Raw genomic sequence first — 22,655 nt, 5'->3', positions numbered from 1 at the left:
CCTTCATCCACCTTTTCCAGTGCGGAACCATGTTTCCGGATCCACCGGGCTGTTGTCCATTCTCACTTCTATATAGAGCGTTTCTGTCCGGTCAGTTCCACCCCCTTCACCGCTTGTTGACAGAATTGCGTCCGGCCCGGGGTTTTCGCCGCTCATCAGGCCGACGGGGGTGCCCTCGGGGATCACCTGCCCCGCCTCGCCGAACACCTCGGCCAGCCCGGACAGCACAAACAGGGTCTCCGGCTGCGGCTCCAGAATCACCACGTTGCCCAGATCCAGAAGCGGCCCGCGGTACCGGATGGTGGCGGCGGCGGGCGCGGTCACCAGCGCCCGCGGGCGGGCGGCGATCAGCAGGCCCGGGCGGGCAATCCCCGCCGCATCGCGCTCGCCGTAGCCGCGCAGCACCAGCCCTTCGACCGGCAGCGGCAGGGTGCCGCGCAGATCGCTGATATCGGCGCTGGATTCGGCGATTTCGCCATCCGCGATTTCGGCCAGCCCGTCGGCAAACCCCGACAGCGTCTCGGTCGAGGAGATCAGGATCGCGGTGCGCACCGGATCGGCGGTGAAGCGCTTGGGCAGCGTGGTGCGGTCGGCAATCGCGGTCGACAGCTGCACCCGCGCGGACTGCACGCCCGCCAGCCCCTCCTCCAGCGTCCTGGCGGCGTTCTGCTGCAGCAGCCGCAAGCTCTGCACCTCGTCCAGATCCGTCTTCAGCGACTGCGCCTTGGCGTGCAGCGCCGGCGTCACCTCGGCCAGCATCATGGCGGAGCGCGCCGCGCCCAAAGGCCCGGAGGGATGCACCATCAGGACCGGCGGCGGCGAGGTCTCAATCGTCTGGATGATCCCCAACAGCCCCGAGACCTCCTCCTGCCGCGCCGCCAGCTGGGCGCTCAGCTGCGCCTCGCGCCGCGCCACCCGGCGCAAGCCGTCGCGCATCGCCGCCAGCCCGGCCTCATAGGCCTGCACGGCCGAGGTCAGCGCCTTCACCCGGTCGCGGGAACTGGCGGCTTCCTGCAATTGCACCGAGGCAGCCTCCAGCTCTGCCGCCGCCTCGCGCGCCGCGGACGCCGGGTTGGCAGCCGCCGGCAGGGGCGCCGCCAGCAGCCCCAGCAGCAACAGGCCCGCCCGCCGGATCATGACAGCAGGCTCTCCCCGGTCATTTCGGCCGGCTTCTCCAGCCCCATAAGCTCCAGCAGGGTCGGCGCCAGATCGGCCAGCCGCCCGTCGCGCAGCCGCGCGCCCTCCGGCCCGCCGACCAGCACCGCCGGCACCAGGTTCAGCGTATGGGCGGTATGGGCGCCGCCGGTCACCGGGTCCACCATCACCTCGCAATTGCCGTGGTCGGCGGTGACGATCATCGCGCCGCCCGCCTTCTCCAGCGCCTGAACCACCTGGGCCAGCCCCTGGTCCACCGCCTCGCAGGCACGGATCGCCGCCTTCAGATCACCGGTGTGGCCGACCATGTCGGGATTGGCATAGTTGGTGACAATCAGGTCATAGCCCGCCTCGATCGCCTCGACGAATTTCGCCGTCACTTCCGGCGCGCTCATCTCCGGCTGCAAATCATAGGTCGCCACATTCGGCGACTTCGGCATAAAGCGGTCCTCGCCCACCTCCGGCTCTTCCTTGCCGCCGTTCAGGAAGAAGGTGACATGCGGGTATTTTTCGGTCTCGGCCAGGCGGAACTGGCGCTTGCCCTGTTTGGCCACCCATTCGCCCAGCGTGTTGACGATGGCCGCCTTGGGATAGCAGGTGGTCATGTAATCATTATGAGCATCGGAATATTCCACCATGCCCATCAGCGCCGCCAGCTTGGGCCGCGCGCCGGGATCGAACTCCGCAAAGCCCGGCTCGCCGATGGCGCGCAGGATCTCCCGCGCCCGGTCGGCGCGGAAGTTCAGGCAGAAAAACCCGTCGCCGTCCTTCACCCCCGAATAGCCCTGCAGCACGGTGGCCGCGATGAATTCATCGGTCTCGGATTGGTTATAGGCATGGTCCACCGCGCCATGGGCGTTCAGCCCCGGGCGCCCCTTGGCATGGATCATCGCGTCATAGGCTTCGCTCACGCGGCCCCAGCGGTTGTCGCGGTCCATCGCAAAATAACGCCCGGTGACGGTGGCGATCCGCGCGCCTTCGGGCAGCTTTTCTTCCAGTTCGCGGAAATAGCCGAACGCCGATTTCGGCGCCACGTCGCGGCCGTCGGTGATGGCATGCAGCCAGACCGGCACGCCGGCACTGGTGATCGCCTTCACCGCCGCCAGGATGTGGCTGATATGCCCGTGCACGCCGCCGTCCGAGACCAGCCCCATCAGATGCGCCGCACCGCCGGTCTCCTTCAGCTTGGCGGTAAACGCCTGCAGCGCCTCGTTTTCAAAGAAGCTGCCATCCTCGATCGCCAGGTCGATCTGGCCCAGGTCCATCGCCACCACCCGGCCCGCGCCGATGTTGGTGTGGCCGACCTCGGAGTTGCCCATCTGCCCGGTCGGCAAGCCCACATCCGGCCCGTGGGTGATCAGCTTTGCGCTCGGCCCCTTGGCCATGATGGCGTCAAACGCGGGGGTGTCCGCCAGATAAGGCGCGTTGGCCTTGCCCGGCTCCGCACTGCCCCAGCCATCGAGAATGCACAGGACAACGGGTTTGGGTGCGGTCATGGGTCAGACTCCGGGGCAAGGAAAGGTTCGCAAGCCTTCTAACGCCTCGCCGCGCCGGGGTGAACCGCCATTCCTGCCGCAGTTGGCGTTATCAGCCGCAAGATCAGGCGCAAACCCGCCCTGCGCCTTTCATCTTTCCCCAAATACTCAAATCCCCGGTCCGCCCTCCGCCCCGCCGCCGGTGTCCTGCGGCGTCAGCAGATGCCGGATCAGCGCCACCGGATGCGCCCGCAGGCTCAGCCGCATGGCGACGTAATCCTCCACCACCTCCTCGCCCAGCCCCATCTGCGGCAGGCTGGCCTCCGGCTCATGAATCGCCTCGCCGTCCAGTTCGCGGGCAAACAGCGGCAGCGGCTTGCGGGCCGAGACCGCCTTGGCCGCCCATAAGGCTTCCCGCCGGTTCATCCCCAGCGCGGCAAAGGCATCCGCCTCCGCCAGCCGCTCGATCACCGGCGGCGCCAGCCCCGCCTTGCGCCAGACGTCCTCCACCTCCGTGTAGCCGTTGCCGCGCGCCGCGGTCAGCCAGGCGGCGTCCTCATCCCGCAGGCCCTTCACCTGCCGGAACCCCAGCCGCAGCGCCAGCCCGCCGTGGCCGTCAGGCTCCATCACGTTGTCCCAGTAGGAATTGTTGATACAGACCGGGCGCACCTCCACCCCGTGCGCGCGGGCATCGCGCACGATCTGGGCGGGCGCGTAAAACCCCATCGGCTGGGCGTTCAAGAGCGCGCAGGCAAAGATCCCCGGATGGTGGCATTTGATCCAGGCCGAGGCATAGACCAGGAGCGCGAAACTCGCCGCATGGCTTTCCGGGAAGCCGTAGGAGCCGAACCCCTCGATCTGCGAAAAGCAGCGCTCGGAGAACGCCGCATCATAGCCGTTCTGCGCCATGCCGCGCAGGAACAGGCTGCGGAACTCGCTGACGTTGCCGTGTTTCTTGAAGGTCGCGAGCGAGCGGCGCAGCCGGTCGGCCTGTTCCGGCGTGAAACCGGCGCCGACGATGGCGATCTGCATCGCCTGCTCCTGAAACAGCGGCACGCCCAGGGTCTTGCCCAAGACCTCGCCCAGCGCGTCGGACGGGAAATGCACCGGCTCCTCGCCGTTCCTGCGGCGGATATAGGGGTGCACCATGTCGCCCTGGATCGGGCCGGGGCGGACGATGGCGACCTCGATCACCAGGTCATAGAAACAGCGCGGCCGCATCCTGGGCAGAAAGTTCATCTGCGCCCGGCTTTCGACCTGGAACACCCCGATGCTGTCGGCCCGGCACAGCATGTTATAGACCGCTGGGTCCTCCGGCGGCAGGGTGGCGAGGCTGTAGTCCAGCTGGTGGTGCTGGCGCATCAGATCAAACGCCTTGCGGATGCAGGTGAGCATACCCAGCGACAGCACATCGACCTTGAGGATGCCCAGCGTGTCGATGTCATCCTTGTCCCAGCAGATCACCGTGCGGCCCTCCATGGTGGCGTTCTCAATGGGGACCAGCTCGTCCAGACGGCCTTGGGTGATGATGAAGCCGCCCACGTGCTGGCTCAGGTGGCGCGGGAAGCCGATGATCTCCTCCACCAGCTGCATCGTCAGCTGCAGGCGGCGGCTGTTCGGGTCCAGCCCGATCTCGCGCATCCGCTCGGCCTCCACGCCCTTGGTGCTGAAAAAACCCCAGAGCTGCGAGGAAAGCGCCGAGATGGTGTCTTCGGTCAGGCCCATGGCGCGGCCCACCTCGCGGATGGCGCGCTTGCCGCGGTAGTGGATCACCGTGGCGCACAGCCCTGCGCGCTCCCGCCCATAACGCTCATAGATCCACTGGATCACCTCCTCGCGCCGCTCATGCTCGAAGTCGACGTCGATGTCGGGCGGCTCGTCGCGGGCCTCGCTGACGAAGCGTTCGAACACCATGGTGCCCAGTTCCGGGCTGACCGAGGTGACGCCCAGGCAGTAGCAGACCACCGAGTTCGCCGCCGAGCCGCGGCCCTGGCAGAGGATGCCGCGGGAGCGGGCAAAGGCGACGATGTCGCGCACGGTGAGGAAATAGGGGTCGTATTTCAGCTTGGCGATCAGGGCCAGCTCATGCTCCAGCAGGCCGCGCACCTTGTCCGGCGCGCCGCCCGGGTAGCGCCATTGCAGGCCCTCTTCGGCCAGCCGCCGCAGCCGCTGCGGCGGGGTTTCGCTGCCGCGCCCCTCGTCCGGGTAGTCATAGCGCAGCTCATCCAGCGAGAAGGTGAGCCGGTCCGCCAGCCGGGCGGCATTGTCCACCGCCGCCTCATAGCCCCGGAACAGGCGGCGCATTTCACCTTCGGACCGCAACCGCTGCTCGCCATTGGCCATGGCGGCACGGCCCAGCTCCTCCACCTTGCAGCGCAGGCGGATGGCACTCAGCACGTCGCCCAGGCGGCGGCGGCGGCCGTGGTGCATCCTGGGCGCGGCACTGGCGAGAAGCGGCAGATCGAGGCGGCTGGCGAGATCTGCGAGCTGCGCAAACCGCGCCCGGTCGCCGCCGTCATAGGCGGGCGTCATCAGCAGGTGCATCCGCCCGCCAAAGCGGCGCGTCAGCGCGTCCGTATGCGGCCCCCATCCGCCCGCGCCGCCCCGCAGGTGTTGCGCCTGCGGCAGCAGGAGCAGGTGCAGGCCGTCCGCAAATTTCAGAAGGTCGGCAAGGTGCAGGGTGCAGCTGCCCTTCTCGGCCCTCAGCCGCCCGGTGGAGACCAGCCGCGTCAGGCTGCCCCAGCCGGTGCGGGTCTGCGGCAGCGCGATCACCTCCGGCGCGTCGGTGAAGACCAGCCGCGCCGCCGGGATCAGCCGCACGGTGTCATAAACCGGGAAAGACGGGGGCTGCGGGATGCCCGCGGGGCGCGGCGGGCCGATCGGGGTGTTGCGGCGGTCCCAGGCCTGCCGCTCGCGCACCCGGCGGGCGATGCTGCGGCACTCCGCATGGGCGCGCACGATGCCCGCCACCGAGTTTTCGTCGGCAATGGCGAGGGCCGCGATGCCCAGCTCCAGCGCGCGGGCCGCATACTCCTCGGGGTGGGAGGCCCCGGTGAGGAAGGTGAAGTTGGACAGGCAGGCGAATTCGGCAAACATGGGCCGCATGATATTCCCGTTTTGTTCTTATGTGGAGTCGCACCGGACGCACCTGCCGCGACGTGCCCCGCGCCGCGCGCCAGCGCGGCGCCCGGCCCAACCGCCGCAGGGCATTTCCAATGCCCGCCCGGCGGGCGGGAGCGCCCCCGCGGCCTGCGGGATGCGCAGGATCCGGGTCGATTGCCGCGCGCGGGATGCGGCAGGATCCCGGCAGCAAAAGGAGACAGACCATGCCCAGAATCACCGCCCTGCCCACAGAGATTGTCCGCGCGCTGCAAGAGGGCGGGCCAGACGCACATGGCCAGATGCCGGAGCGCACGGTATCGGACGGCGGCGCCAACCCCTGCCGCCATTGCCTGAAATACATCCCCGAAGGCGCAGAAATGCTGATCCTGGCCCACCGCCCCTTTCCCGAGGCGCAGCCCTATGCCGAGACCGGGCCGGTCTTTCTGTGTGCGGATCACTGCAAGCGGCATGAGGGCGAGCAGGTGCCGGAGGTTCTGGAAGGCTCCCCCGATTACCTGATCAAGGGCTACAGCGCGGATCACCGGATCGTCTATGGCACCGGCAGTGTCATCCCGCAGGCGGAGATGATGGGGCGGGCCGAGGCGATTTTCGCGGATGAGCGGGTCGCCTACATCCACATCCGGTCGGCGCGCAATAATTGCTATCAGGCGCGGGTTGACCGGGGGTGAGGAGGAGTTGGTGTGCAGAACTCCACGTTGGCCTCAGGACTCTGAAGGCAGCGCACGTCCCGGCGGGGTGGGAAGCGAAGCGCCCGCGTCGTGCTGGAAGCGCGCCTCCGGCATGACGGGGGGCGGGACGGGCGCTGCCCGGCCTATCGGCCAGGCGGTGCAAATGGAAATTATGACACCGTTTTCGTCAGCGAGAGGAAGACATCCTCCAGATCGGCTTCCTCGGTCTTCACGTCGCGGATACTGATCCCGGCGGCGCGGACCGCGGCCAGCACGTCCTCGGCGCTGGTTGCCTGGCTGCGGTAGCGCAGCACCACGGCGCCGTCTTCGCGCAAGCTGGCCTCGATGCCTGCGCCCTGCGGCAGCGCCGCGGCGGGCTCTGCCGGATGCACCACCATGGTCTTGGCATCCAGCCGGCCCAGCAGGCTGGCCTTGGTGTCGCGCGCCACCACCTCGCCCTGGTTGATGATGGCGATCTCGTCGCACATCTCCTCCGCCTCCTCCAGGTAGTGGGTGGTGAGGATGATGGTCATGCCTTGGGCGTTCAGTTTGCGGATGTTCTCCCACAGCATCTGGCGCAGTTCGATATCGACGCCCGCGGTGGGTTCATCCAGCACCAGGACCGAGGGGCGGTGGACCAGCGCCTTGCCCAGCAAGAGCCGCCGCCGCATGCCGCCGGACAGGGTCCGGGCATAGGCCTCCGCCTTGTCCTCCAGACCCACCATGCGCAGGATCTCGTCGCTGTGGCGCTCGTTCTTCGGCACGCCGTAAAGCCCCGCCTGCACCTCCAGCGCGCCGCGCGGGGTGAAGAAGGGATCAAGGTTCAGTTCCTGCGGCATCACCCCGATGGCGGCGCGGCTCTGGCGCGGGTTCTCGTCCTGGTCAAAGCCCCAGATCGTCACCTTGCCGGAGGTCTTGCGCACCAGCCCCGCCAGGATGTTGATCAGCGTCGATTTGCCCGCACCATTGGGCCCCAGCAGGCCAAAGACGGAGCCGCGCGGCACCGTCAGATCGACCCCCTTCAGCGCGTGTTTCTCGGGCTGGCCTTTATAGCCGCCATAGATTTTGCGCAAAGCTTTGAGTTGGATTGCATCTGCGCTCATCGCCGCTCTTGCCCCCGGTATTTGCTTGGCTCATAAATGCGCCTAGCCGAAAACCGAAAGGACTGCCAGCCATGAGCATCGAAGCGCCGGAAACCAAGATCGTGGACAGCCGCAAGGTGGCCTGTGACGGCAGCGAAGGCGCGCTGGGGCATCCGCGGGTGTATCTGCTGATCCCCGAGGACGAGAATTTCGTGGAATGCCCCTATTGCGACTGCAAATACGTCTACCGGGACACGGCCAAGGCGGCGGAGTGACCCGGGCAGCGTGACACCGTTCAGGCGGAGGCCGGGTCCCGGAAAATCCGGATTTTCCGGCCAAATTTCTTTGAAGAAATTTGCAGGCACCCGGTAAGCTGCCGCGGGAGCGCAACAGGCGGGCGGCAGCGATGGCACAGCTCTTGATCGTTTACCACACACGCACCGGCGGCAGCCGCCAGATGGCGGAGGCTGCGGCAGCGGCGGCGCGGGAGGAGATCGGGACCGTCCTGAAACGGGCCGAAGACGCCGGGCCAGGCGATCTGCTGGCCGCAAGCGGCTATATCTTCTGCGCGCCGGAGAATCTGGCGGCCTTGTCCGGCCAGATGAAAGAGTTTTTCGACCGCTGCTATTACCCGGTGCTGGGAAAGATCGAGGGGCGGCCCTATGCGCAGATGGTCTGCGCCGGATCGGACGGGGAAAACGCGGCGCGGCAATGCGCGCGGATTGCCACCGGCTGGCGCCTGAAAGAGGTGCAGGCGCCGCTGATTATTTGCACCCATGCGCAGACGCCGGAGGCCATTTTGGCAGAAAAGGTGATCCCCGAGGATCAGCTGCAGGCCTGCTGCGACCTGGGGCTGGCCTTGGGGGCGGGCCTCAGCATGGGCGTGTTCTAGGCCCCTGCCCCGCGGCGGCCCCGGCAGCAGGCTGTGCTGCGCTTACAGCTCGACGCGGACCTCGTGCATCCACAGTTTCGGCGGGCGCGACAGCATGAAAACCACCACATCCGCCAGATCCTCCGGCTCGGTGAAGATGTGGTTGGGGACGTCTTCGCCCGCCTTGGCGAACATCCCGGTGTTGGTGCCGCTTTGATAGAGGCCCGCGACGCGCACGCCGGTCTCCGCCTCATCCAGCTTCAGCACATCGGTAAAGCCGCGCACGCCGTATTTGGTGGCGGTGTAGACCGACTGCCCCGCTTGGGCGGCCACCCCGGATTTGGAGGCGACGTTCAGAATCGCGGCCTCGTCGCGGGTGCGCAGCGCGGGCAGCAGGTGGCGGGTCAGCTGCATCAGGCCGGTCAGGTTGGTCTGCACAGTGGCCATCAGCATCTCCTCTGAAATGCTGTCGAGCGGCCCCGCCTTGTGCCAGATGCCCGCATTGTTGATCAGGATATCGACGCTGCCGAAGTCCCGCAGGATGTCTGCTGCGGCAGCCGCAACCGCCGCCGGATCGGTCATGTCCGCCGCGTAGCTGCGCGCCTCGGGGGCGCCGAGGCTGCGGGCCTCCCCTGCCGCCTGGTCCAGCCGCGCCTGGTTGCGGCCCAGAATTGCCAGCTTGCAGCCCGCGGCGGCCAGTTTCAGGCAGATGTGCTTGCCGATGCCATCGCTGCCGCCCGTGACAATGACCGTTTTTCCGTTGAGCTGCATGGGGTTCGATCCTGCTGTGCAATGAAGGGAGGCCGCAGGTCTATCACAGGCGGGCCGCGGCTGGAACATGGGCGGCGCGAGACGGCGCCGGACCGCCGCTGCCGGTTCCCGCCGCCGCCGGCAAACGGCAATTGCCCTTCCCCGCAGGATCACCGATAACCGGGAAACAGAACACGAACGGATTTCCAACGGGAGCGCGGCGCACATGAGCGGGACAACATTCGGCAAGGGCTGCCATCTGCATCTGATCGACGGCTCGGCCTTCATCTTCCGCGCCTATCACGCGCTGCCGCCCTTGACCCGCAAATCCGACGGGCTGCCGATTGGGGCCGTGGCGGGCTTTTGCAACATGCTGTTCAAGCAGGTGGAGGACAACAAGGGCCCGGATGCGCCGACCCATGTGGCGGTGATCTTTGACCATTCCGGCATGTCCTTCCGCAACGAGATGTACGACCAGTACAAGGCCAACCGCCCGCCCGCGCCGGAGGATCTGGTGCCGCAGTTCCCGCTGACCCGCGAGGCGACCAAGGCCTTCAACATCGCCTGCAAGGAAGTCGAAGGCTTCGAGGCCGATGACATCATCGCCACGCTGGCCTGCCAGGCGCGCGCGGCCGGCGGTCGGGTGACGATCATCTCGTCGGACAAGGACCTGATGCAGCTGGTCGGCGGCGGCGTCGAGATGCTGGATGCGATGAAGAACAAGCGCATCGACAGCGACGGCGTGGTGGAGAAGTTCGGCGTCGGCCCCGACCGGGTGGTGGACGTGCAGGCGCTGGCGGGCGACTCGGTCGATAACGTGCCGGGCGCGCCGGGGATCGGGATCAAGACCGCCGCGCTGCTGATCAACGAATTCGGCTCGCTTGAGGAATTGCTGGACCGCGCGGAAGAGATCAAGCAGCCCAAGCGCCGCCAGACGCTGATCGAGATGCGGGAGCAGATCGAGCTGTCGAAGAAGCTGGTGCAGCTGGACTGCGATATGGAGCTGGACTTCACCCTGGACGATCTGGAGGTGATGGAGCCGGACGCGGACACCCTGATGACCTTCCTGACCGAGATGGAGTTCCGCACCCTGTCCAAGCGCATGGCCGACCGGCTGGGCGTGGAGGCGCCGGCAATCCCGGAGGCGCCCGCCGCAGCGCCCGTTTCCGCGGCGGCAGAGGCGCCGGAAGCCGTGCCCTTTGACAAGGAAAAATACGAATGCGTCCGCGACGCCGCCGCCCTGCAGGTCTGGGTGGACCGCATCCGCGAGCGCGGCTGGGTGGCGGTGGACACCGAGACCACGGGTCTGGATGAGATGGTCGTCGATCTGGTCGGCATCTCGCTGTGCGTGGAGGCGGGCGAGGCCTGCTATATCCCCTTGGCGCATAAGGCCGGGGGCGATGACCTGTTCGGCGGCGAAGGCCTGTCGGAGGGGCAGATGCCGCTGGAAGAAGCGGTCGCGATGCTGAAACCGGTTCTGGAGGATCCGGCGATCCTGAAGATCGGCCAGAACATGAAATACGACGCCAAGATCCTGCACCGCTACGGGGTGGATGTGGCGCCGATCGACGACACCATGCTGATGTCCTATGCGCTGCACGCGGGCCTGCACGGGCATGGCATGGATGCGTTGTCGGAGCGCTATCTGGATCACACGCCGATCCCGATCAAGCCGCTCTTGGGCAGCGGCAAATCGGCGATCACCTTTGACCGGGTGCCGATTGAGGACGCGGTGCCTTATGCCGCCGAGGACGCCGACATCACCCTGCGCCTGTGGCAGACCTTCAAGCCGCAGCTGCATCAGGAGCGGGTGACGACGGTCTATGAAACGCTGGAGCGGCCGCTGGTGCCGGTGCTGGCGGAGATGGAGCGCAACGGCATCAAGGTGGACCGCGATACGCTTTCCCGCATGTCCAATGCCTTTGCCCAGAAGATGGCCGGTCTGGAAGCGGAGATCCATGAACTCGCGGGCGAGACCTTCAACGTCGGCTCGCCTGCGCAGCTGGGCGAGATCCTGTTCGACAAGATGGGGCTGGAAGGCGGCAAGCGCGGCAAAAACGGCAAGTACTCCACCGGCGCCGATATCCTGGAGGATCTGGCGACCGAACATGACCTGCCCCGGCGGGTCTTGGACTGGCGGCAGCTCAGCAAGCTGAAGTCGACCTACACGGATGCGCTGCAGGACCATATCAATCCGGACACCGGGCGGGTGCATACATCCTATGCCCAGACCGGGGCAAGCACCGGGCGCATGGCCTCGACCGATCCGAACCTGCAGAATATCCCCGTCCGCTCCGAAGAGGGGCGGCGCATCCGCGAGGCGTTTGTGGCGGAAGAGGGCAATGTGCTGCTGTCGCTCGACTACAGCCAGATTGAGCTGCGGATCCTGGCCCATATGGCCGGGATCGAGACGCTGCAGCAGGCCTTTGCCGAGGGGCAGGACATTCACGCCCTGACCGCCTCGGAGATGTTCGGGGTGCCGCTGGAGGAGATGACGCCGGAAATCCGCCGTCAGGCCAAGGCGATCAACTTCGGTGTGATCTACGGCATTTCCGGCTTTGGCCTGGCGCGCAACCTGCGCATCCCGCGCAAAGACGCGCAGGGCTTCATCGACCGCTATTTCGAGCGCTTCCCGGGCATCCGCAAGTACATGGACTCCACCGTGGAGTTCGCCAAGGAGCACGGCTATGTGCAAACCCTGTTCGGGCGCAAGATCCACACCGCGGAGATCAACGCCAAGGGGCCGAAGGCGGGCTTTGCCAAGCGCGCGGCGATCAACGCGCCGATCCAGGGCACCGCGGCGGATGTGATCCGCCGGGCGATGATCCGGATGCCGGAGGCGATTGCCCACCTGCCCGCGCGGATGCTGCTGCAGGTGCATGACGAACTTTTGTTCGAAGTGCCGGAGGCGGCCGTGGAGGAGACCATCGCCGCCGCCCGCGAAGTGATGGAAAACGCCGCCGATCCGGCGGTGCATCTGGACGTGAAACTGGTGGTGGATGCGGGCCGCGGGAAGAACTGGGCCGAGGCGCATTGACACAGCGCCGCCGGGCTGGAATGCCTGTGCCCGGGGCCGCCGCCGCACGCGGCTGAGGCCCCGGGATTGAGACCGGATATTTCAGGACGGACCATTGAAAACACTGATTTTTGCCGGCGTTCTCGCCGTTGCAGGCGGCTGCGCGCATCACATCCGGCCCGCGGTTACGGAGTATAACGGGGACAGCGTGACCATCGCCACGCCGCAGCATCACCCGCGGCATTGGGCGCTGAAAGCGGCGGCGCAGGAGGCGGACCGGATCTGCCGCAAGGGGCATGGGAAGCAGGCCGAGCATGCCTCCGCGCGCAAGGATTCAGCGGCCAGGACGAATTACGACCTGTTTCTCTGCCTGAACTGACAGCGGCACCGGGCGCAACCGCGCCGCGCCAGCGGCGCGCGGCCCAACGGCTGCTGCTGCATCTGTGATGCAGCGGGCAGCGGGCGGGAGCCGCCCCTGCGGCCTTTAGCCCTGCAGCGGCTGCCTGACCAGTTTCGCCACCAGCCGGCGCACCAGCGGCGCGGCGGTAAAGGCGACCGCAAAAGCAATGGGCCAGCTGAGCGACCAAGCCTGCATCCAGGCCGCGGTCAATCCGGTGGTGAACCCCAGCGCCTTCCAGGTCGCGACGCAGGTCACGATGCAGGACATCAGCCCCGACAGGATCAGGCTGAACAATACAGGTGCAAATCGGGCGGGCAGCATTGGCGTTGTCCTTTCGCTTATCGCGGACCTTTCTGCCCCGGGCGCGGTCACATTTCAATTGCTGAATGTGTATCCCCGCCCTCCGCGGGCATCATGCCGCATCCGGCGTGCGGATGGCGATGGCCACGGCGCGGCGCACCAGCGGGGCCACCACCAGCACGACCGGAAAGGCCACCGGCCAGCTGTAGGCCCAGGCGGAAAGCCAGGCGGCGGTGAAACCCTCCTCCGCGCCCACGGCCCGCAGGGTGGAGATGCCGGACACGATCGAGGACATCATCAGCGACATCAGGAAACCGGACAGAAGCGGGGCGAAGCGGGCGGGGATCATGGCTGTCTCCTTGGCGGCGGGATGCTGACGGAGATATGCGTTTGCCGGAAAGGGGAGCAATCTGCGCCGCTGCACAGGTTTCTGCGCAGAACGGCCGGGAGCTCAGCGCATCCAGCCCAGGCTGTCTTCGGTCCTGCGGGTGGAGGGGGTGTATTCGGCGCTGACCCAGCCGTCGTAGCCGCTGGCGTCGATGGCCGCGAACAGCCTTTGGAAGTCCACCGGCCCGGTGCCCGGCTCGCAGCGGCCCGGCGCGGCGCCGATCTGCACATGCACCGCGCGGCTGCCGAAGGTCTCCCACACCTTGGCCGCGTCGCCGTGGATCAGCTGGGCGTGGTAGGCGTCATACTGCAAGCCGACATTGGGCCGGTCCACCGCGTCCAGCACCTCTACCGCCAGGCTGTAGTCATCGAGGAAATAGCCGGGCTGATCGCCGCTGTTCAAAGGCTCGATGGTGAACTGCTGTTCCGGCGCCCGGTCTGCAGCCCATTGCAGGTTTTGGACAAAGGTCTTTTGTGCCTCTGCGCCCTTGGCATAGCCCGCCATCACGTGGATCTTGCCCGCCTTCAGCGCCTCGGCGTAGCGCAGCACCCGGCGGATGTCGCGCTGGAAGCGGTCGATGCCCTCCGGCACCGCCGCATAGCCGGGCATGCCGCCGGTGTAATTCGGCGGCGGCGCGTTGATCAGCAGCAACTGCAGCCCGTTGGCCAGCAGCGCGCGCTGGGTTTCCTTGGCGGCCAGTTCATAGGGATAGAGGATCTCCACCGCCTCGAACCCGGCGGCGGCGGCGGCCTGGAACCGGTCGAGATAGGGCAGCTCGGCAAACAGCATCGAAATGTTGGCCGCGAAGCGGGGCATAGGATTCTCCTTGTTGACTGTTGGTCTAGCGCCGCAGGACGGGCCAGCCAAGGCGTCAAAAGAGCAGAATTTTCATGTTAAACTTTCGTTAACCGCGGGTTGGCCGGATTCCGCCGCCTGTCTGCCAGGCTTGAGCTGCCTGCGGCAGACCGCAGCGGGCAGCGCCCGGCCTTTCGGGTGGAAGGCAGGCTGGCAAAGTGCCGGGGGTTATCAGCTTTCGTCCAGCTCGGCAGACGGAATCAGCGGGAAGAATTCCCCGCCGGACCAGACGCCGAACCAGTCATCGTGGTGTTCGCCCAGCTCCGCCAGCCGGTAGAAGCTCTTGCGGTCGATCAGCGCCTCAAGGCCTGCGCGGATCATCACATAAGGCGCAGGTTCGCCGCTATCACCATCGCGCGCCACCCGGACCGGATGCTCCGGCCCCGCCGCCGCGGTGTCGCCGATATTGGTGGTGAAGGTGATCACCTGCGCGCGCCCCTGCCCGGCCGCATCGAAATCCACCGCCACAAAGGGCGCGTCCTCGACGGTGATGCCGACCTTTTCGACAGGCGTTACAAGGTAGTACTTGCCGTCCTCCAGCTTGAGGATGGAGGCAAACAGCTTGACCAGCTCAAACCGGGTAAAGGGGGTGCCGAGGTAATGCCAGCTGCCGTCGCGGGCGATGCGGATGTCCAGATCGCCGCAGAACGGCGGGTTCCACAGGTGGACGGGCGGCAATCCCCTGCCCTTGCCGGCCGCTTTTGCCGCCGCGGCGAGGCCTTCGGCATCGGGTGTCACAGGTTTTTGTCCGCTCATTGCTTTTGCCATTTCCTGTCAGCACGATAGAGTAACAGCATATATCCGGGAAACGAGGAATGTCATGCCTGAAACGGACGATCTGCTGGCCGGTATCGAAGCGCTGGAAGCCAAGCTGCAAGAGGCGCGCGCGTCGATCACCAAGCGCTTTATCGGACAGGAGCGGGTGGTGGACCTCACGCTCTCGGTGCTGCTGTGCGGCGGCCACGGGCTGCTGATCGGTTTGCCCGGCCTCGGCAAGACCCGGCTGGTGGAGACGCTGAGCACGGTGATGGGGCTGGATGGCAACCGGATCCAGTTCACGCCCGACCTGATGCCCGCCGACATTCTGGGGTCGGAAGTGCTGGACACCGCCGCCGACGGGCACCGCTCGTTCCGGTTTGTGCCGGGGCCGGTGTTCTGCCAGCTTTTGATGGCGGATGAGATCAACCGCGCCAGCCCGCGCACCCAGTCGGCGCTGCTGCAGGCGATGCAGGAGCGGATGGTGACGGTGGCGGGCGAGGACCGTTCGCTGGGGGCGCCGTTCCATGTGCTGGCGACCCAGAACCCGATCGAGCAGGAGGGCACCTATCCGCTGCCGGAGGCGCAGTTGGACCGCTTCCTGCTGCAGATCGACGTGAATTATCCCGACCGCGCGACCGAGCGGGATATCCTGCTGGCCACCACCGGGGCCGAGGAAGAGCAGGCCTATCAGGTGTTCACCGCCGCAGAGCTGATCGCGGCACAGGCCCTGCTGCGGCGGATGCCGGTGGGCGAGTCGGTGGTGGAGATGATCCTGGACCTGGTCCGCGCCTTCCGCCCCGAAGAACCCGGCGTCTCTGACCACGTGGCGCAGACCGTGGCCTGGGGGCCGGGGCCGCGGGCGGCGCAGGCCTTGATGCTGGCGGTGCGGGCGCGGGCGCTGTTGCAGGGGCGGCTGGCGCCCAACGCAGAGGACGTTCTGGACATGGCGAAACCGGTGCTGAGCCACCGGATGCAGCTGAACTTTGCCGCGCGGGCGCGCGGGGAGAGCCTGGCGGCGCTGATCGAGGAAACCGCGAGCGAACTGGCCCGGACCGGGGCCGCCGCGTGACCAGGCCCGCCGCCTCTGACGCTGCAACCGGATTGCGGCACCGGGCGGAGGCCGAGGCCAGCGCCCTGCCCCCCTTGCTGGTGCAGGCGCGGCATCTCGCCGGATCGGTGCTGATGGGCGAGCATGGCCGCCGCCGTGCCGGCACCGGCGATGATTTCTGGCAGTACCGCCCGGCGCAGGCCGGTGACAGCCGCCGGATGATCGACCACCGCCGCTCCGCCATGGGCGACGTGCAATATGTGCGCGAGCGGGAATGGCATATCGCGCAGACCGTGCATCTGTGGGTGGATACCGGCGCCTCGATGCGGTTTGCCTCCTCCCCCAAGCTGCCGCAGAAGGTGGATCAGGCCCGGCTGCTGGGCCTCGCCGCCGCGGTTCTGATGGTGCAGGGCGGCGAGCGGGTGGGCCTGACCGGCGGCGGCCTGCCGCCCCGGCGCGGCAATGTGCAGATCCTGCGGCTGGCCGAGGCGCTGTCGGCGGATGAGGCGGAGGATTACGCCCCGCCCGGCCACCGCGCCCTGATCCCGCACGCGCGGGCGCTGTTCATCTCGGACTTTCTGGGGCCATTCGAGCCGGTGGAGCAGGCGTTGTCCAAGGCCGCCGCGCGCGGCGTCCGGGGGGTTCTGCTGCAGGTGCTGGACCCGGCGGAGGAAGCCTTTCCCTTCACTGGCCGCACCCTGTTTCAGAGCATCGCAGGCGGTGTCACACATGAAACACTGAAGGCCTCTGCCCTGCAGGAGCGCTATCTGGACCGGCTGGCGGAACGCCGCGATGCGCTGGAGCGGCTGTGCCGCGCGGCCGGCTGGCGGTTCGGTCAGCATCACACCGGCGACCCGGCGCAGGCGGCGCTGATGTGGCTTTACCACGCATTGGAGCGGACCGCGCCATGACCATGATTGCAGGCATCGGCTTTACCGCGCCCTGGCTGCTGCTGGGGCTGCTGGCCCTGCCGGTGCTGTGGCTCTTGCTGCGGGCGATCCCGCCCGCGCCCAAGCGCCAGCCGTTTCCGGCGGTGACGCTGCTTTTGGGGCTGAAGGACGACGAAAGCCTGTCGGACCGCACGCCGTGGTGGCTGCTGCTGCTGCGCTTGCTGGCGGTGGCGGCGGCGATCATCGGCTTGGCGGGGCCGGTGCTGAACCCCGCGACCGAGGAGGCGGGCGGCAGCGGGCCGCTGCTGATCGTGATGGACGCCAGCTGGGGCGGCGCGGCGGGCTGGGACCAGGCCAGCGCGCAGGCCGAAGTGCAGCTGGAGGAAGCGGGCCGCTCCGGACGCCCGGTGGCGGTCTTGCGCCTGAGCGCGCCGGAGGCGTTGCAGTTCCGCGCCGCCAGCGACTGGCAGCGGCAGCTGGCCGGGCTGGCGCCGCTGCCCTGGCAGCCGGGGCCGGAGCAGCTGGAACAGGCTTTGGCGGCGATTACCGGCACGGAGGGCGGTTTTGACAGCCTCTGGTTCAGCGACGGGCTGGAATACCCGGGCCGCGAAGGGCTGATCGAAGCGCTGAGCCGCCGCGGCGGGATCGAGGTGTTCGAACAGCCCGCGCCGGTTCTGGGGCTGCTGCCCGCCAGCTATACCGGCGGCGCGATCGAACTGACGGCGCTGCGCAGCCATGCCGGTCCCGCGCAGGAGGTTGCGGTGGTGGCGCAGGGCAAGGATCCCGGCGGCACCGAACGCAGCCTGGCGTCGCTCTCCCTGCGGTTTGCCGATGGCGCCCGCGCGGCCTCGGCTGAGCTGTCGCTGCCGGCGGAACTGCGGGCGCGGCTGTCGCGGTTTGAAATCCGCGGCGAGGCATCGGCGGGCGCAGTGGCGCTGACCGATGACAGCTTGCGGCGGCGCGAGGTGGCGCTGGTGTCCTCCGAAAGCGCCGATGAAGGGTTGGCGCTCTTGTCGCCGCTGCACTACCTGCGCCAGGCGCTGGCGCCCTCGGCGGAACTGCTGGAGGGCGCGCTGCGGGATCTGCTGCCCGCCAACCCGGATGTGATCGTGCTGGCCGATGTGGCGCGGCTGGCGCCCGCGCAGGAAGAGGCGGTGATTGAGTGGGTGGAAAACGGCGGCCTGCTGCTGCGCTTTGCCGGGCCGAGGCTGGCGGCCAGCGACACCGCGCGCAGCGGCGAGGAACCCCTGATGCCGGTGCGCCTGCGCATTGGCGGGCGCAGCATCGGCGGCGCGATGAGCTGGGGCGAGCCGAAGACGCTGGCGCCGTTTGCCGAAGGCTCTCCCTTTTACGGGCTGGAGGTGCCGCAGGAGGTGGCGATCAGCTCGCAAGTGGTGGCGCAGCCCGATCCCCAGCTGGCGGACCGCGTCATCGCGGAACTGGCCGACGGCACGCCCTTGGTGACCCGCAAGACGCTGGGACAGGGCCAGGTGGTATTGTTTCACGTGACGGCGAATGCGGAGTGGAGCAGCCTGCCGCTGTCGGGCCTGTTCGTGTCGATGCTGGAGCGGCTGGCGGTGTCTTCCTCTGCCGCCGCGCCCAAGGCCGAAGACCTGGAAGGCACCACCTGGACGCCGGTGGAGGTGCTGGACGGCTTTGGCCGGCTGGAGGCGGCGGAGACGCTGCCGGGGGTCAAGGGGCCGGATCTGGTGGCCGCGCCCGCGGGGCCGGAGCTGCGGCCCGGGGTCTATGACGGCGGGCGGCGGATGCTGGCGCGCAACGTGCTGCGCCCCGAAGATGAGCTGCTGGCGGCGCGCTGGCCTGCCTCGGTCCGGGTCAGCGGCTATGACGCGCCGCAGGAGATGCCGCTGGGCGGGGCCTTGCTGACGGGGGCGCTGATGCTGCTGGCGCTGGATGTGCTGGGCACGCTTCTGGTGTCCGGCCTCTTGGGCCGGGCCCGCACTGCCGCGCTGGCGGCGGCGCTGGGGCTGGCGGCGCTGGTTCCAGCGCAGGAGGCGCGCGCACAGGAGGGTCCGCCGCAGCAGCAGGCACAGGCGGATTTCCGGGCGGCGGAGCTGGCCTCGGAACTGGTGCTGGCGCATGTGCTGACCGGCGACGCGGAGGTCGACCGGATTGCCGAGGCGGGCCTGCGCGGGCTGTCGGACACGCTGTTCTTCCGCACCTCGGTGGAGCCGGCCAACCCGGCAGGCGTCGATCTGGAGCAGGATGAGCTGGCGTTTTTCCCGCTGCTCTACTGGCCCGTCACGCGGGACCAGCCGCTGCCCTCCTCCGAGGCTTACGGCAAGCTGAACACTTATCTGCGGGCGGGCGGGATGATCCTGTTTGACACCCGCGACGCCGATCTGGCCTCTGCCGGCGCCACCAGCCCGGCGGCGCGGCGGCTGCAGCAGATTGCGCTGCCCTTGGACATTCCGCCGCTGGAGGTGGTGCCGGAGGACCATGTGCTGACGCGGGCGTTCTACCTGCTGCAGGACTTCCCCGGCCGCCACAGCCGCGGCCCGGTCTGGGTCGAGGCGGCGCCGCCGGATGCGGAACAGGCCGAGGGCATCCCCTTCCGCAACCTCAATGACGGGGTGACGCCGGTTGTGATCGGCGGCAACGACTGGGCGGCGGCCTGGGCGGTGGATGAAAACGGGCGGCCCTTGCTGCCGGTCGGGCGCGGCTATGCCGGCGAGCGGCAGCGGGAACTGGCGTTCCGGTTCGGCGTCAACCTGGTGATGCATGTGCTGACCGGCAATTACAAATCCGACCAGGTGCATGTGCCGGCCTTGCTGGACCGGCTGGGGCAATGAGGGTGGTTTCATGACGCAGACGATCCTGTTCGACCCGCTGGTGCCCTGGCCCGTGATCTGGGCCGCGGGGGCTGTGACCCTGGCGGCGCTGCTGCTGGGGCTGTGGAAGGGCCTGTCCGGCTGGGCCTTGCGTGCCTTGGCGGCGCTGGTCTTGCTGGCCGCCCTGTCAGGTCCGGTGCATCAGAGCGAGGACCGCGCGCCTCTGGATGACATCGTGATCGTGGCCGAGGATCAGACCGCCAGCCAGCAGCTGCGCGACCGCCCGGAGCAGGTGGAGCGCGCCCGCAGCCAGCTGAAGGCGGCGCTGGACAACCGGCCCGGCACCGATGTGCGCTGGGTCACCGTGCCGGACGGCGAGGGCGACGAGGGCACAAGGCTGATGGCCGCCATTGCGCAGGCGCTGGCGGATGAGCCGCGGGCGCGGGTGGCAGGGATCATCGCCCTCAGCGACGGGCAGGTGCATGACACCGGTCAGGCGATCAGCCTGCCCGCGCCGATGCACCTGCTGCTGAGCGGGCGCGAGGACGACTGGGACCGCCGCCTGATTGTCCGCAACGCCCCCGGCTTTGCCATCATCGGCGAGCCGGTGACGCTGACGCTTCGGATCGAGGATCAGGGCGCGGCGCCGGTTGAGGGCGGCTTTGCCGATCTCGACATCTCGGTCGGGGGCGATGCGCCGCAGCGCTTCACCCTGCCCGTCGGGGTGGATTTCGAGCTGCCGATGGTGCTGCAGCACGGCGGGCGCAACGTGATCCAGTTCAGCGTGCCGGAAGAGCCGGGCGAGCTGACCGCGCGCAACAACCAGGCGCTGGTGCAGATCAACGGGGTGCGCGACCGGCTGCGGGTGCTGCTGGTGTCGGGCGAGCCGCACGCGGGCGGGCGCACCTGGCGCAACCTGTTGAAGTCCGACAGCGCGGTGGACCTGGTGCATTTCACCATCCTGCGTCCGCCGGAGAAGCAGGACGGCGTGCCGGTGGAGGAGCTGTCGCTGATCGCCTTCCCCACCCGCGAGCTGTTCCTGGAGAAGATCGAGGATTTCGATCTGATCATCTTTGACCGCTACAAGCGGCGCGGCATCCTGCCGGCGGTCTATTTGGACAATGTCGCCAATTACGCGATGGGCGGCGGCGCGGTGCTGGTGGCGGCGGGGCCGGATTTCGCCAGCGCTGACAGTATCTACCGCTCGCCCCTGTCGCTGATCCTGCCCGCCGAACCCTCGGCGCGGGTGCTGGAGGAGGCCTACCGCCCCGCGGTGACGGATCTTGGCAAGCAGCATCCGGTGACTTCCGGCCTGGAGGGGGCGGAGGACTGGGGCCGCTGGCTGCGCCAGATCGAGCTGCGCGCACCGGAGGGCCATGTGCTGATGAGCGGCGCGGGCGAACGGCCCCTGCTGGTGCTGAACCGGGTGGGCGAGGGCCGGGTGGCACTGCTGGCGTCGGATCACGCCTGGCTGTGGAGCCGCGGATATGAGGGCGGCGGGCCGCAGCTGGAGCTGCTGCGCCGTCTTGCCCACTGGATGATGAAGGAGCCGGAGCTGGAGGAAGAGGCGCTGTGGGCCGAGGTGACGGGCCAGCGGATGCGCATCCTGCGCCGCACGCTGGCGGAGCAGGCGGGGCCGGTGACGGTGACCGCGCCCGATGGCTCGGCAGTGGCTCTGGAGATGCGTCCGAGCGCGCCGGGGCAGTGGGAAACCCGCTATGAGGGGCCGGAGCCGGGGCTGTACCGGCTGCAGGAGGGTGAGGAGAGCGCGGTTGTGGGGCTTGGCCCTGCCGCGCCGAAGGAGTTTGAGGAAACCATTGCCACAGGTTCTGTGCTGGCGCCGGTGCTGGAGCCGTTGCGCGGCGGGGTTCTGCGGCTGGAGGACGGGATGCCCGCCCTGCGCAGCGTGCGGGCCGGGCGGCCGGCCTCGGGGCGCGGCTGGATCGGCCTGACCCCGCGGGAGGCCTATGAGACGCTGTCGGTTTCCCAAGGCCCGCTGCTGCCCGGCTGGCTGGCGCTGTTGATGGCGTCTTTCTTCATCGTTGCGGGCTGGCTGCGCGAGGGGCGGCGCTAGGCGGCTCTCGCAACCGGGGCGCTCCCGCCTGCCGCAGGTTTTCTTGCGAAACCCCGCGACAGTTGGGCCAAGCGCCGCGCCGAAGGCGCGGCGCGGGTCGCTTCGGGCGCAGCCCGAAGCGAAACACCTCATACCCGGCGGCCTGCCGGTTAGTCCTTGAATGCCACCTGCACCACCGGATCGCCGGGCAGCCCTTCATAGGTGACGCTGACGCCCCCCTTGCCCGCCTGCGGCGGGAACAGCGGACCGAAGGAGCCGACGGAAATCAGGTCGCCCGGCTTGAACGCGACGCCCTTGGAGCGCAGCCACAGGGCGGCGTTGACCGGGTTGCCCAGCACCGCGCGGCCCGGCGCCTGCACCAGCACGCCGCCCGCTGCGTCGCGCATGGTGACGGACATCTCTTCCAGCATCCGGGCCATTTCTGCCGGGTCCTCCACCGGCACCGGGGCGCCGAGGACGCCGAGGCGGGTGCCGACGCCCATGGCGGTGATCGTCTCAGCCGTGAAGGGCTGACCCTTGGCGAGCGTCAGGTCGGGCAGCTCGATGAAGGGGCGGATGGCGGAGATATGGGCCAGCGCTTCCTCAGGCGTTGCAGCGCTGTTGATCCCTGCGTCCGCAACCACCAGCACCAGGTCGGCCTCCACCATCGGGATCGCGCCCCAGGGCGCGTCCAGCGCGGCGCCGTCCTCCAGCATCATGTTTTGGAACAGCAGGCCCCGCACCGGCTCGGTTGCGCCGAAACGCTCCTGCGCGGGTTTGCTGGTGAGGCCCGCCTTGTAGCCAATCACCGGCCCCATGTGCGGCTCCAGCGCGGCGGCGAGTTTGGCCTGCGAACACAGCGCGTCCTCCATGCTGCCGTCGGGCGATAGCGCCTGGGCCGGAGTCTTGGCCAGGTAGCTGTCCACGAAGGCGGCGATTTCCGCGTCAGTGGCGCAGGCGGCCAGGGCGGCGGGGGCCGTGAAGGCGAGGGTGCAGGCGGCAAGGAGGGGTTTCAGCATGGAAAGGGCCT

The 22,655-nt window shown here is 68.3% G+C and carries 19 protein-coding genes; 9 read left to right on the top strand and 10 right to left on the bottom strand.

What is annotated here, in order from left to right; genetic code table 11:
• Nucleotides 1-3 precede the first annotated feature (3 nt).
• From R2C4_RS19390 to R2C4_RS19380, 3 genes are all read right to left on the bottom strand, one after another.
• Entirely contained in the window at nucleotides 4-1,137 is a 1,134-nt protein-coding gene (locus tag R2C4_RS19390) for a murein hydrolase activator EnvC family protein (protein ID WP_058285393.1), read from the bottom strand.
• Nucleotides 1,134-2,651, bottom strand: a complete 1,518-nt coding sequence (gene gpmI / locus R2C4_RS19385) for a 2,3-bisphosphoglycerate-independent phosphoglycerate mutase (RefSeq protein WP_141891868.1) — start codon at nucleotides 2,649-2,651, stop codon at nucleotides 1,134-1,136. Before gpmI ends, R2C4_RS19390 begins: the two co-directional genes overlap by 4 nt.
• Before the next feature lie 147 nt (nucleotides 2,652-2,798).
• Entirely contained in the window at nucleotides 2,799-5,726 is a 2,928-nt protein-coding gene (locus R2C4_RS19380) for an error-prone DNA polymerase (protein WP_141892140.1), read from the bottom strand.
• Between the two features lie 230 nt (nucleotides 5,727-5,956).
• Here R2C4_RS19380 and R2C4_RS19375 point away from each other — a divergent pair, with 230 nt between their 5' ends.
• On the top strand, nucleotides 5,957-6,421 hold the full coding sequence (locus tag R2C4_RS19375) for a DUF1203 domain-containing protein (RefSeq protein WP_141891867.1): 465 nt from the start codon (nucleotides 5,957-5,959) through the stop codon (nucleotides 6,419-6,421).
• Nucleotides 6,422-6,591: 170 nt separating this feature from the next.
• On the opposite strand, the gene R2C4_RS19370 is transcribed toward R2C4_RS19375, so the two are convergent.
• Nucleotides 6,592-7,524 carry an ABC transporter ATP-binding protein gene (locus R2C4_RS19370; RefSeq protein ID WP_141891866.1) on the bottom strand — a complete coding sequence of 311 codons (933 nt, stop codon included), beginning with the start codon at nucleotides 7,522-7,524 and terminating at the stop codon, nucleotides 6,592-6,594.
• A gap of 71 nt (nucleotides 7,525-7,595) precedes the next feature.
• Here R2C4_RS19370 and R2C4_RS19365 point away from each other — a divergent pair, with 71 nt between their 5' ends.
• Nucleotides 7,596-7,778: a zinc-finger domain-containing protein gene (locus R2C4_RS19365; RefSeq protein WP_058285389.1), complete on the top strand. Its 183-nt coding sequence runs from the start codon at nucleotides 7,596-7,598 to the stop codon at nucleotides 7,776-7,778.
• Between the two features lie 131 nt (nucleotides 7,779-7,909).
• On the top strand, nucleotides 7,910-8,395 hold the full coding sequence (locus R2C4_RS19360; protein ID WP_141891865.1) for an NAD(P)H-dependent oxidoreductase: 486 nt from the start codon (nucleotides 7,910-7,912) through the stop codon (nucleotides 8,393-8,395).
• A 42-nt stretch (nucleotides 8,396-8,437) separates the two neighbouring features.
• Here R2C4_RS19360 and R2C4_RS19355 read toward each other — a convergent pair whose 3' ends face one another.
• On the bottom strand, nucleotides 8,438-9,145 hold the full coding sequence (locus R2C4_RS19355; protein ID WP_141891864.1) for an SDR family NAD(P)-dependent oxidoreductase: 708 nt from the start codon (nucleotides 9,143-9,145) through the stop codon (nucleotides 8,438-8,440).
• A gap of 205 nt (nucleotides 9,146-9,350) precedes the next feature.
• Here R2C4_RS19355 and polA point away from each other — a divergent pair, with 205 nt between their 5' ends.
• Nucleotides 9,351-12,161 carry a DNA polymerase I gene (gene polA / locus R2C4_RS19350; RefSeq protein WP_141891863.1) on the top strand — a complete coding sequence of 937 codons (2,811 nt, stop codon included), beginning with the start codon at nucleotides 9,351-9,353 and terminating at the stop codon, nucleotides 12,159-12,161.
• A gap of 94 nt (nucleotides 12,162-12,255) precedes the next feature.
• Nucleotides 12,256-12,519, top strand: coding sequence for a hypothetical protein (locus R2C4_RS19345; protein WP_141891862.1), 264 nt, complete (start codon nucleotides 12,256-12,258; stop codon nucleotides 12,517-12,519).
• A gap of 105 nt (nucleotides 12,520-12,624) precedes the next feature.
• Here the strand turns inward: R2C4_RS19345 and R2C4_RS19340 are convergent, their stop codons facing one another.
• The 4 genes from R2C4_RS19340 to R2C4_RS19325 form a co-directional block, all read right to left on the bottom strand.
• Nucleotides 12,625-12,861 (bottom strand): DUF2798 domain-containing protein, encoded by a 237-nt coding sequence (locus tag R2C4_RS19340; protein WP_141891861.1) that lies wholly within the window; start codon nucleotides 12,859-12,861, stop codon nucleotides 12,625-12,627.
• 91 nt (nucleotides 12,862-12,952) lie between these two features.
• Nucleotides 12,953-13,189 carry a DUF2798 domain-containing protein gene (locus R2C4_RS19335; RefSeq protein ID WP_141891860.1) on the bottom strand — a complete coding sequence of 79 codons (237 nt, stop codon included), beginning with the start codon at nucleotides 13,187-13,189 and terminating at the stop codon, nucleotides 12,953-12,955.
• A 102-nt stretch (nucleotides 13,190-13,291) separates the two neighbouring features.
• Nucleotides 13,292-14,044 (bottom strand): hydroxypyruvate isomerase family protein, encoded by a 753-nt coding sequence (locus R2C4_RS19330; RefSeq protein WP_141891859.1) that lies wholly within the window; start codon nucleotides 14,042-14,044, stop codon nucleotides 13,292-13,294.
• Between the two features lie 210 nt (nucleotides 14,045-14,254).
• On the bottom strand, nucleotides 14,255-14,839 hold the full coding sequence (locus R2C4_RS19325) for a DUF1285 domain-containing protein (RefSeq protein WP_141891858.1): 585 nt from the start codon (nucleotides 14,837-14,839) through the stop codon (nucleotides 14,255-14,257).
• A gap of 64 nt (nucleotides 14,840-14,903) precedes the next feature.
• On the opposite strand from R2C4_RS19325, the gene R2C4_RS19320 reads away from it, so the two are divergent.
• The 4 genes from R2C4_RS19320 to R2C4_RS19305 are packed head-to-tail and all read left to right on the top strand — an operon-like array spanning nucleotide 14,904 to nucleotide 21,646.
• Nucleotides 14,904-15,911 carry an AAA family ATPase gene (locus R2C4_RS19320; RefSeq protein WP_141891857.1) on the top strand — a complete coding sequence of 336 codons (1,008 nt, stop codon included), beginning with the start codon at nucleotides 14,904-14,906 and terminating at the stop codon, nucleotides 15,909-15,911.
• The gene (locus R2C4_RS19315) at nucleotides 15,908-16,801 is read left to right on the top strand and encodes a DUF58 domain-containing protein (RefSeq protein ID WP_058285380.1); all 894 of its coding nucleotides are present in this window, start codon (nucleotides 15,908-15,910) and stop codon (nucleotides 16,799-16,801) included. The genes R2C4_RS19320 and R2C4_RS19315 overlap by 4 nt, the downstream gene beginning before the upstream one ends.
• Entirely contained in the window at nucleotides 16,798-19,593 is a 2,796-nt protein-coding gene (locus tag R2C4_RS19310) for a DUF4159 domain-containing protein (RefSeq protein ID WP_141891856.1), read from the top strand. The genes R2C4_RS19315 and R2C4_RS19310 overlap by 4 nt, the downstream gene beginning before the upstream one ends.
• Nucleotides 19,594-19,603: 10 nt before the next feature.
• On the top strand, nucleotides 19,604-21,646 hold the full coding sequence (locus R2C4_RS19305; protein ID WP_141891855.1) for a hypothetical protein: 2,043 nt from the start codon (nucleotides 19,604-19,606) through the stop codon (nucleotides 21,644-21,646).
• A 149-nt stretch (nucleotides 21,647-21,795) separates the two neighbouring features.
• Here R2C4_RS19305 and R2C4_RS19300 read toward each other — a convergent pair whose 3' ends face one another.
• Nucleotides 21,796-22,644, bottom strand: coding sequence for a 2-keto-4-pentenoate hydratase (locus tag R2C4_RS19300; RefSeq protein WP_141891854.1), 849 nt, complete (start codon nucleotides 22,642-22,644; stop codon nucleotides 21,796-21,798).
• Between the last annotated feature and the right edge of the window lie 11 nt (nucleotides 22,645-22,655).

The sequence above is a fragment of the Leisingera aquaemixtae genome (assembly GCF_006740765.1).
In the GTDB taxonomy this organism is placed as follows: Bacteria; Pseudomonadota; Alphaproteobacteria; order Rhodobacterales; family Rhodobacteraceae; genus Leisingera; species Leisingera aquaemixtae.
Note: the sequence above shows the minus strand (reverse complement) of the source record. Positions and strands in the feature narration are given on the sequence as shown.

What these genes read in the sequence shown, in the direction of transcription:
- R2C4_RS19365 (WP_058285389.1), top strand. Translation starts at nt 7,596, where the DNA reads ATGAGCATCGAAGCGCCGGAAACCAAGATCGTGGACAGCCGCAAGGTG.
- R2C4_RS19300 (WP_141891854.1), bottom strand. Translation starts at nt 22,644, where the DNA reads ATGCTGAAACCCCTCCTTGCCGCCTGCACCCTCGCCTTCACGGCCCCC.
- R2C4_RS19325 (WP_141891858.1), bottom strand. Translation starts at nt 14,839, where the DNA reads ATGAGCGGACAAAAACCTGTGACACCCGATGCCGAAGGCCTCGCCGCG.
- gpmI (WP_141891868.1), bottom strand. Translation starts at nt 2,651, where the DNA reads ATGACCGCACCCAAACCCGTTGTCCTGTGCATTCTCGATGGCTGGGGC.
- R2C4_RS19320 (WP_141891857.1), top strand. Translation starts at nt 14,904, where the DNA reads ATGCCTGAAACGGACGATCTGCTGGCCGGTATCGAAGCGCTGGAAGCC.
- R2C4_RS19380 (WP_141892140.1), bottom strand. Translation starts at nt 5,726, where the DNA reads ATGTTTGCCGAATTCGCCTGCCTGTCCAACTTCACCTTCCTCACCGGG.
- R2C4_RS19375 (WP_141891867.1), top strand. Translation starts at nt 5,957, where the DNA reads ATGCCCAGAATCACCGCCCTGCCCACAGAGATTGTCCGCGCGCTGCAA.
- R2C4_RS19330 (WP_141891859.1), bottom strand. Translation starts at nt 14,044, where the DNA reads ATGCCCCGCTTCGCGGCCAACATTTCGATGCTGTTTGCCGAGCTGCCC.
- polA (WP_141891863.1), top strand. Translation starts at nt 9,351, where the DNA reads ATGAGCGGGACAACATTCGGCAAGGGCTGCCATCTGCATCTGATCGAC.
- R2C4_RS19335 (WP_141891860.1), bottom strand. Translation starts at nt 13,189, where the DNA reads ATGATCCCCGCCCGCTTCGCCCCGCTTCTGTCCGGTTTCCTGATGTCG.
- R2C4_RS19370 (WP_141891866.1), bottom strand. Translation starts at nt 7,524, where the DNA reads ATGAGCGCAGATGCAATCCAACTCAAAGCTTTGCGCAAAATCTATGGC.
- R2C4_RS19305 (WP_141891855.1), top strand. Translation starts at nt 19,604, where the DNA reads ATGACGCAGACGATCCTGTTCGACCCGCTGGTGCCCTGGCCCGTGATC.
- R2C4_RS19390 (WP_058285393.1), bottom strand. Translation starts at nt 1,137, where the DNA reads ATGATCCGGCGGGCGGGCCTGTTGCTGCTGGGGCTGCTGGCGGCGCCC.
- R2C4_RS19340 (WP_141891861.1), bottom strand. Translation starts at nt 12,861, where the DNA reads ATGCTGCCCGCCCGATTTGCACCTGTATTGTTCAGCCTGATCCTGTCG.
- R2C4_RS19355 (WP_141891864.1), bottom strand. Translation starts at nt 9,145, where the DNA reads ATGCAGCTCAACGGAAAAACGGTCATTGTCACGGGCGGCAGCGATGGC.
- R2C4_RS19310 (WP_141891856.1), top strand. Translation starts at nt 16,798, where the DNA reads ATGACCATGATTGCAGGCATCGGCTTTACCGCGCCCTGGCTGCTGCTG.
- R2C4_RS19360 (WP_141891865.1), top strand. Translation starts at nt 7,910, where the DNA reads ATGGCACAGCTCTTGATCGTTTACCACACACGCACCGGCGGCAGCCGC.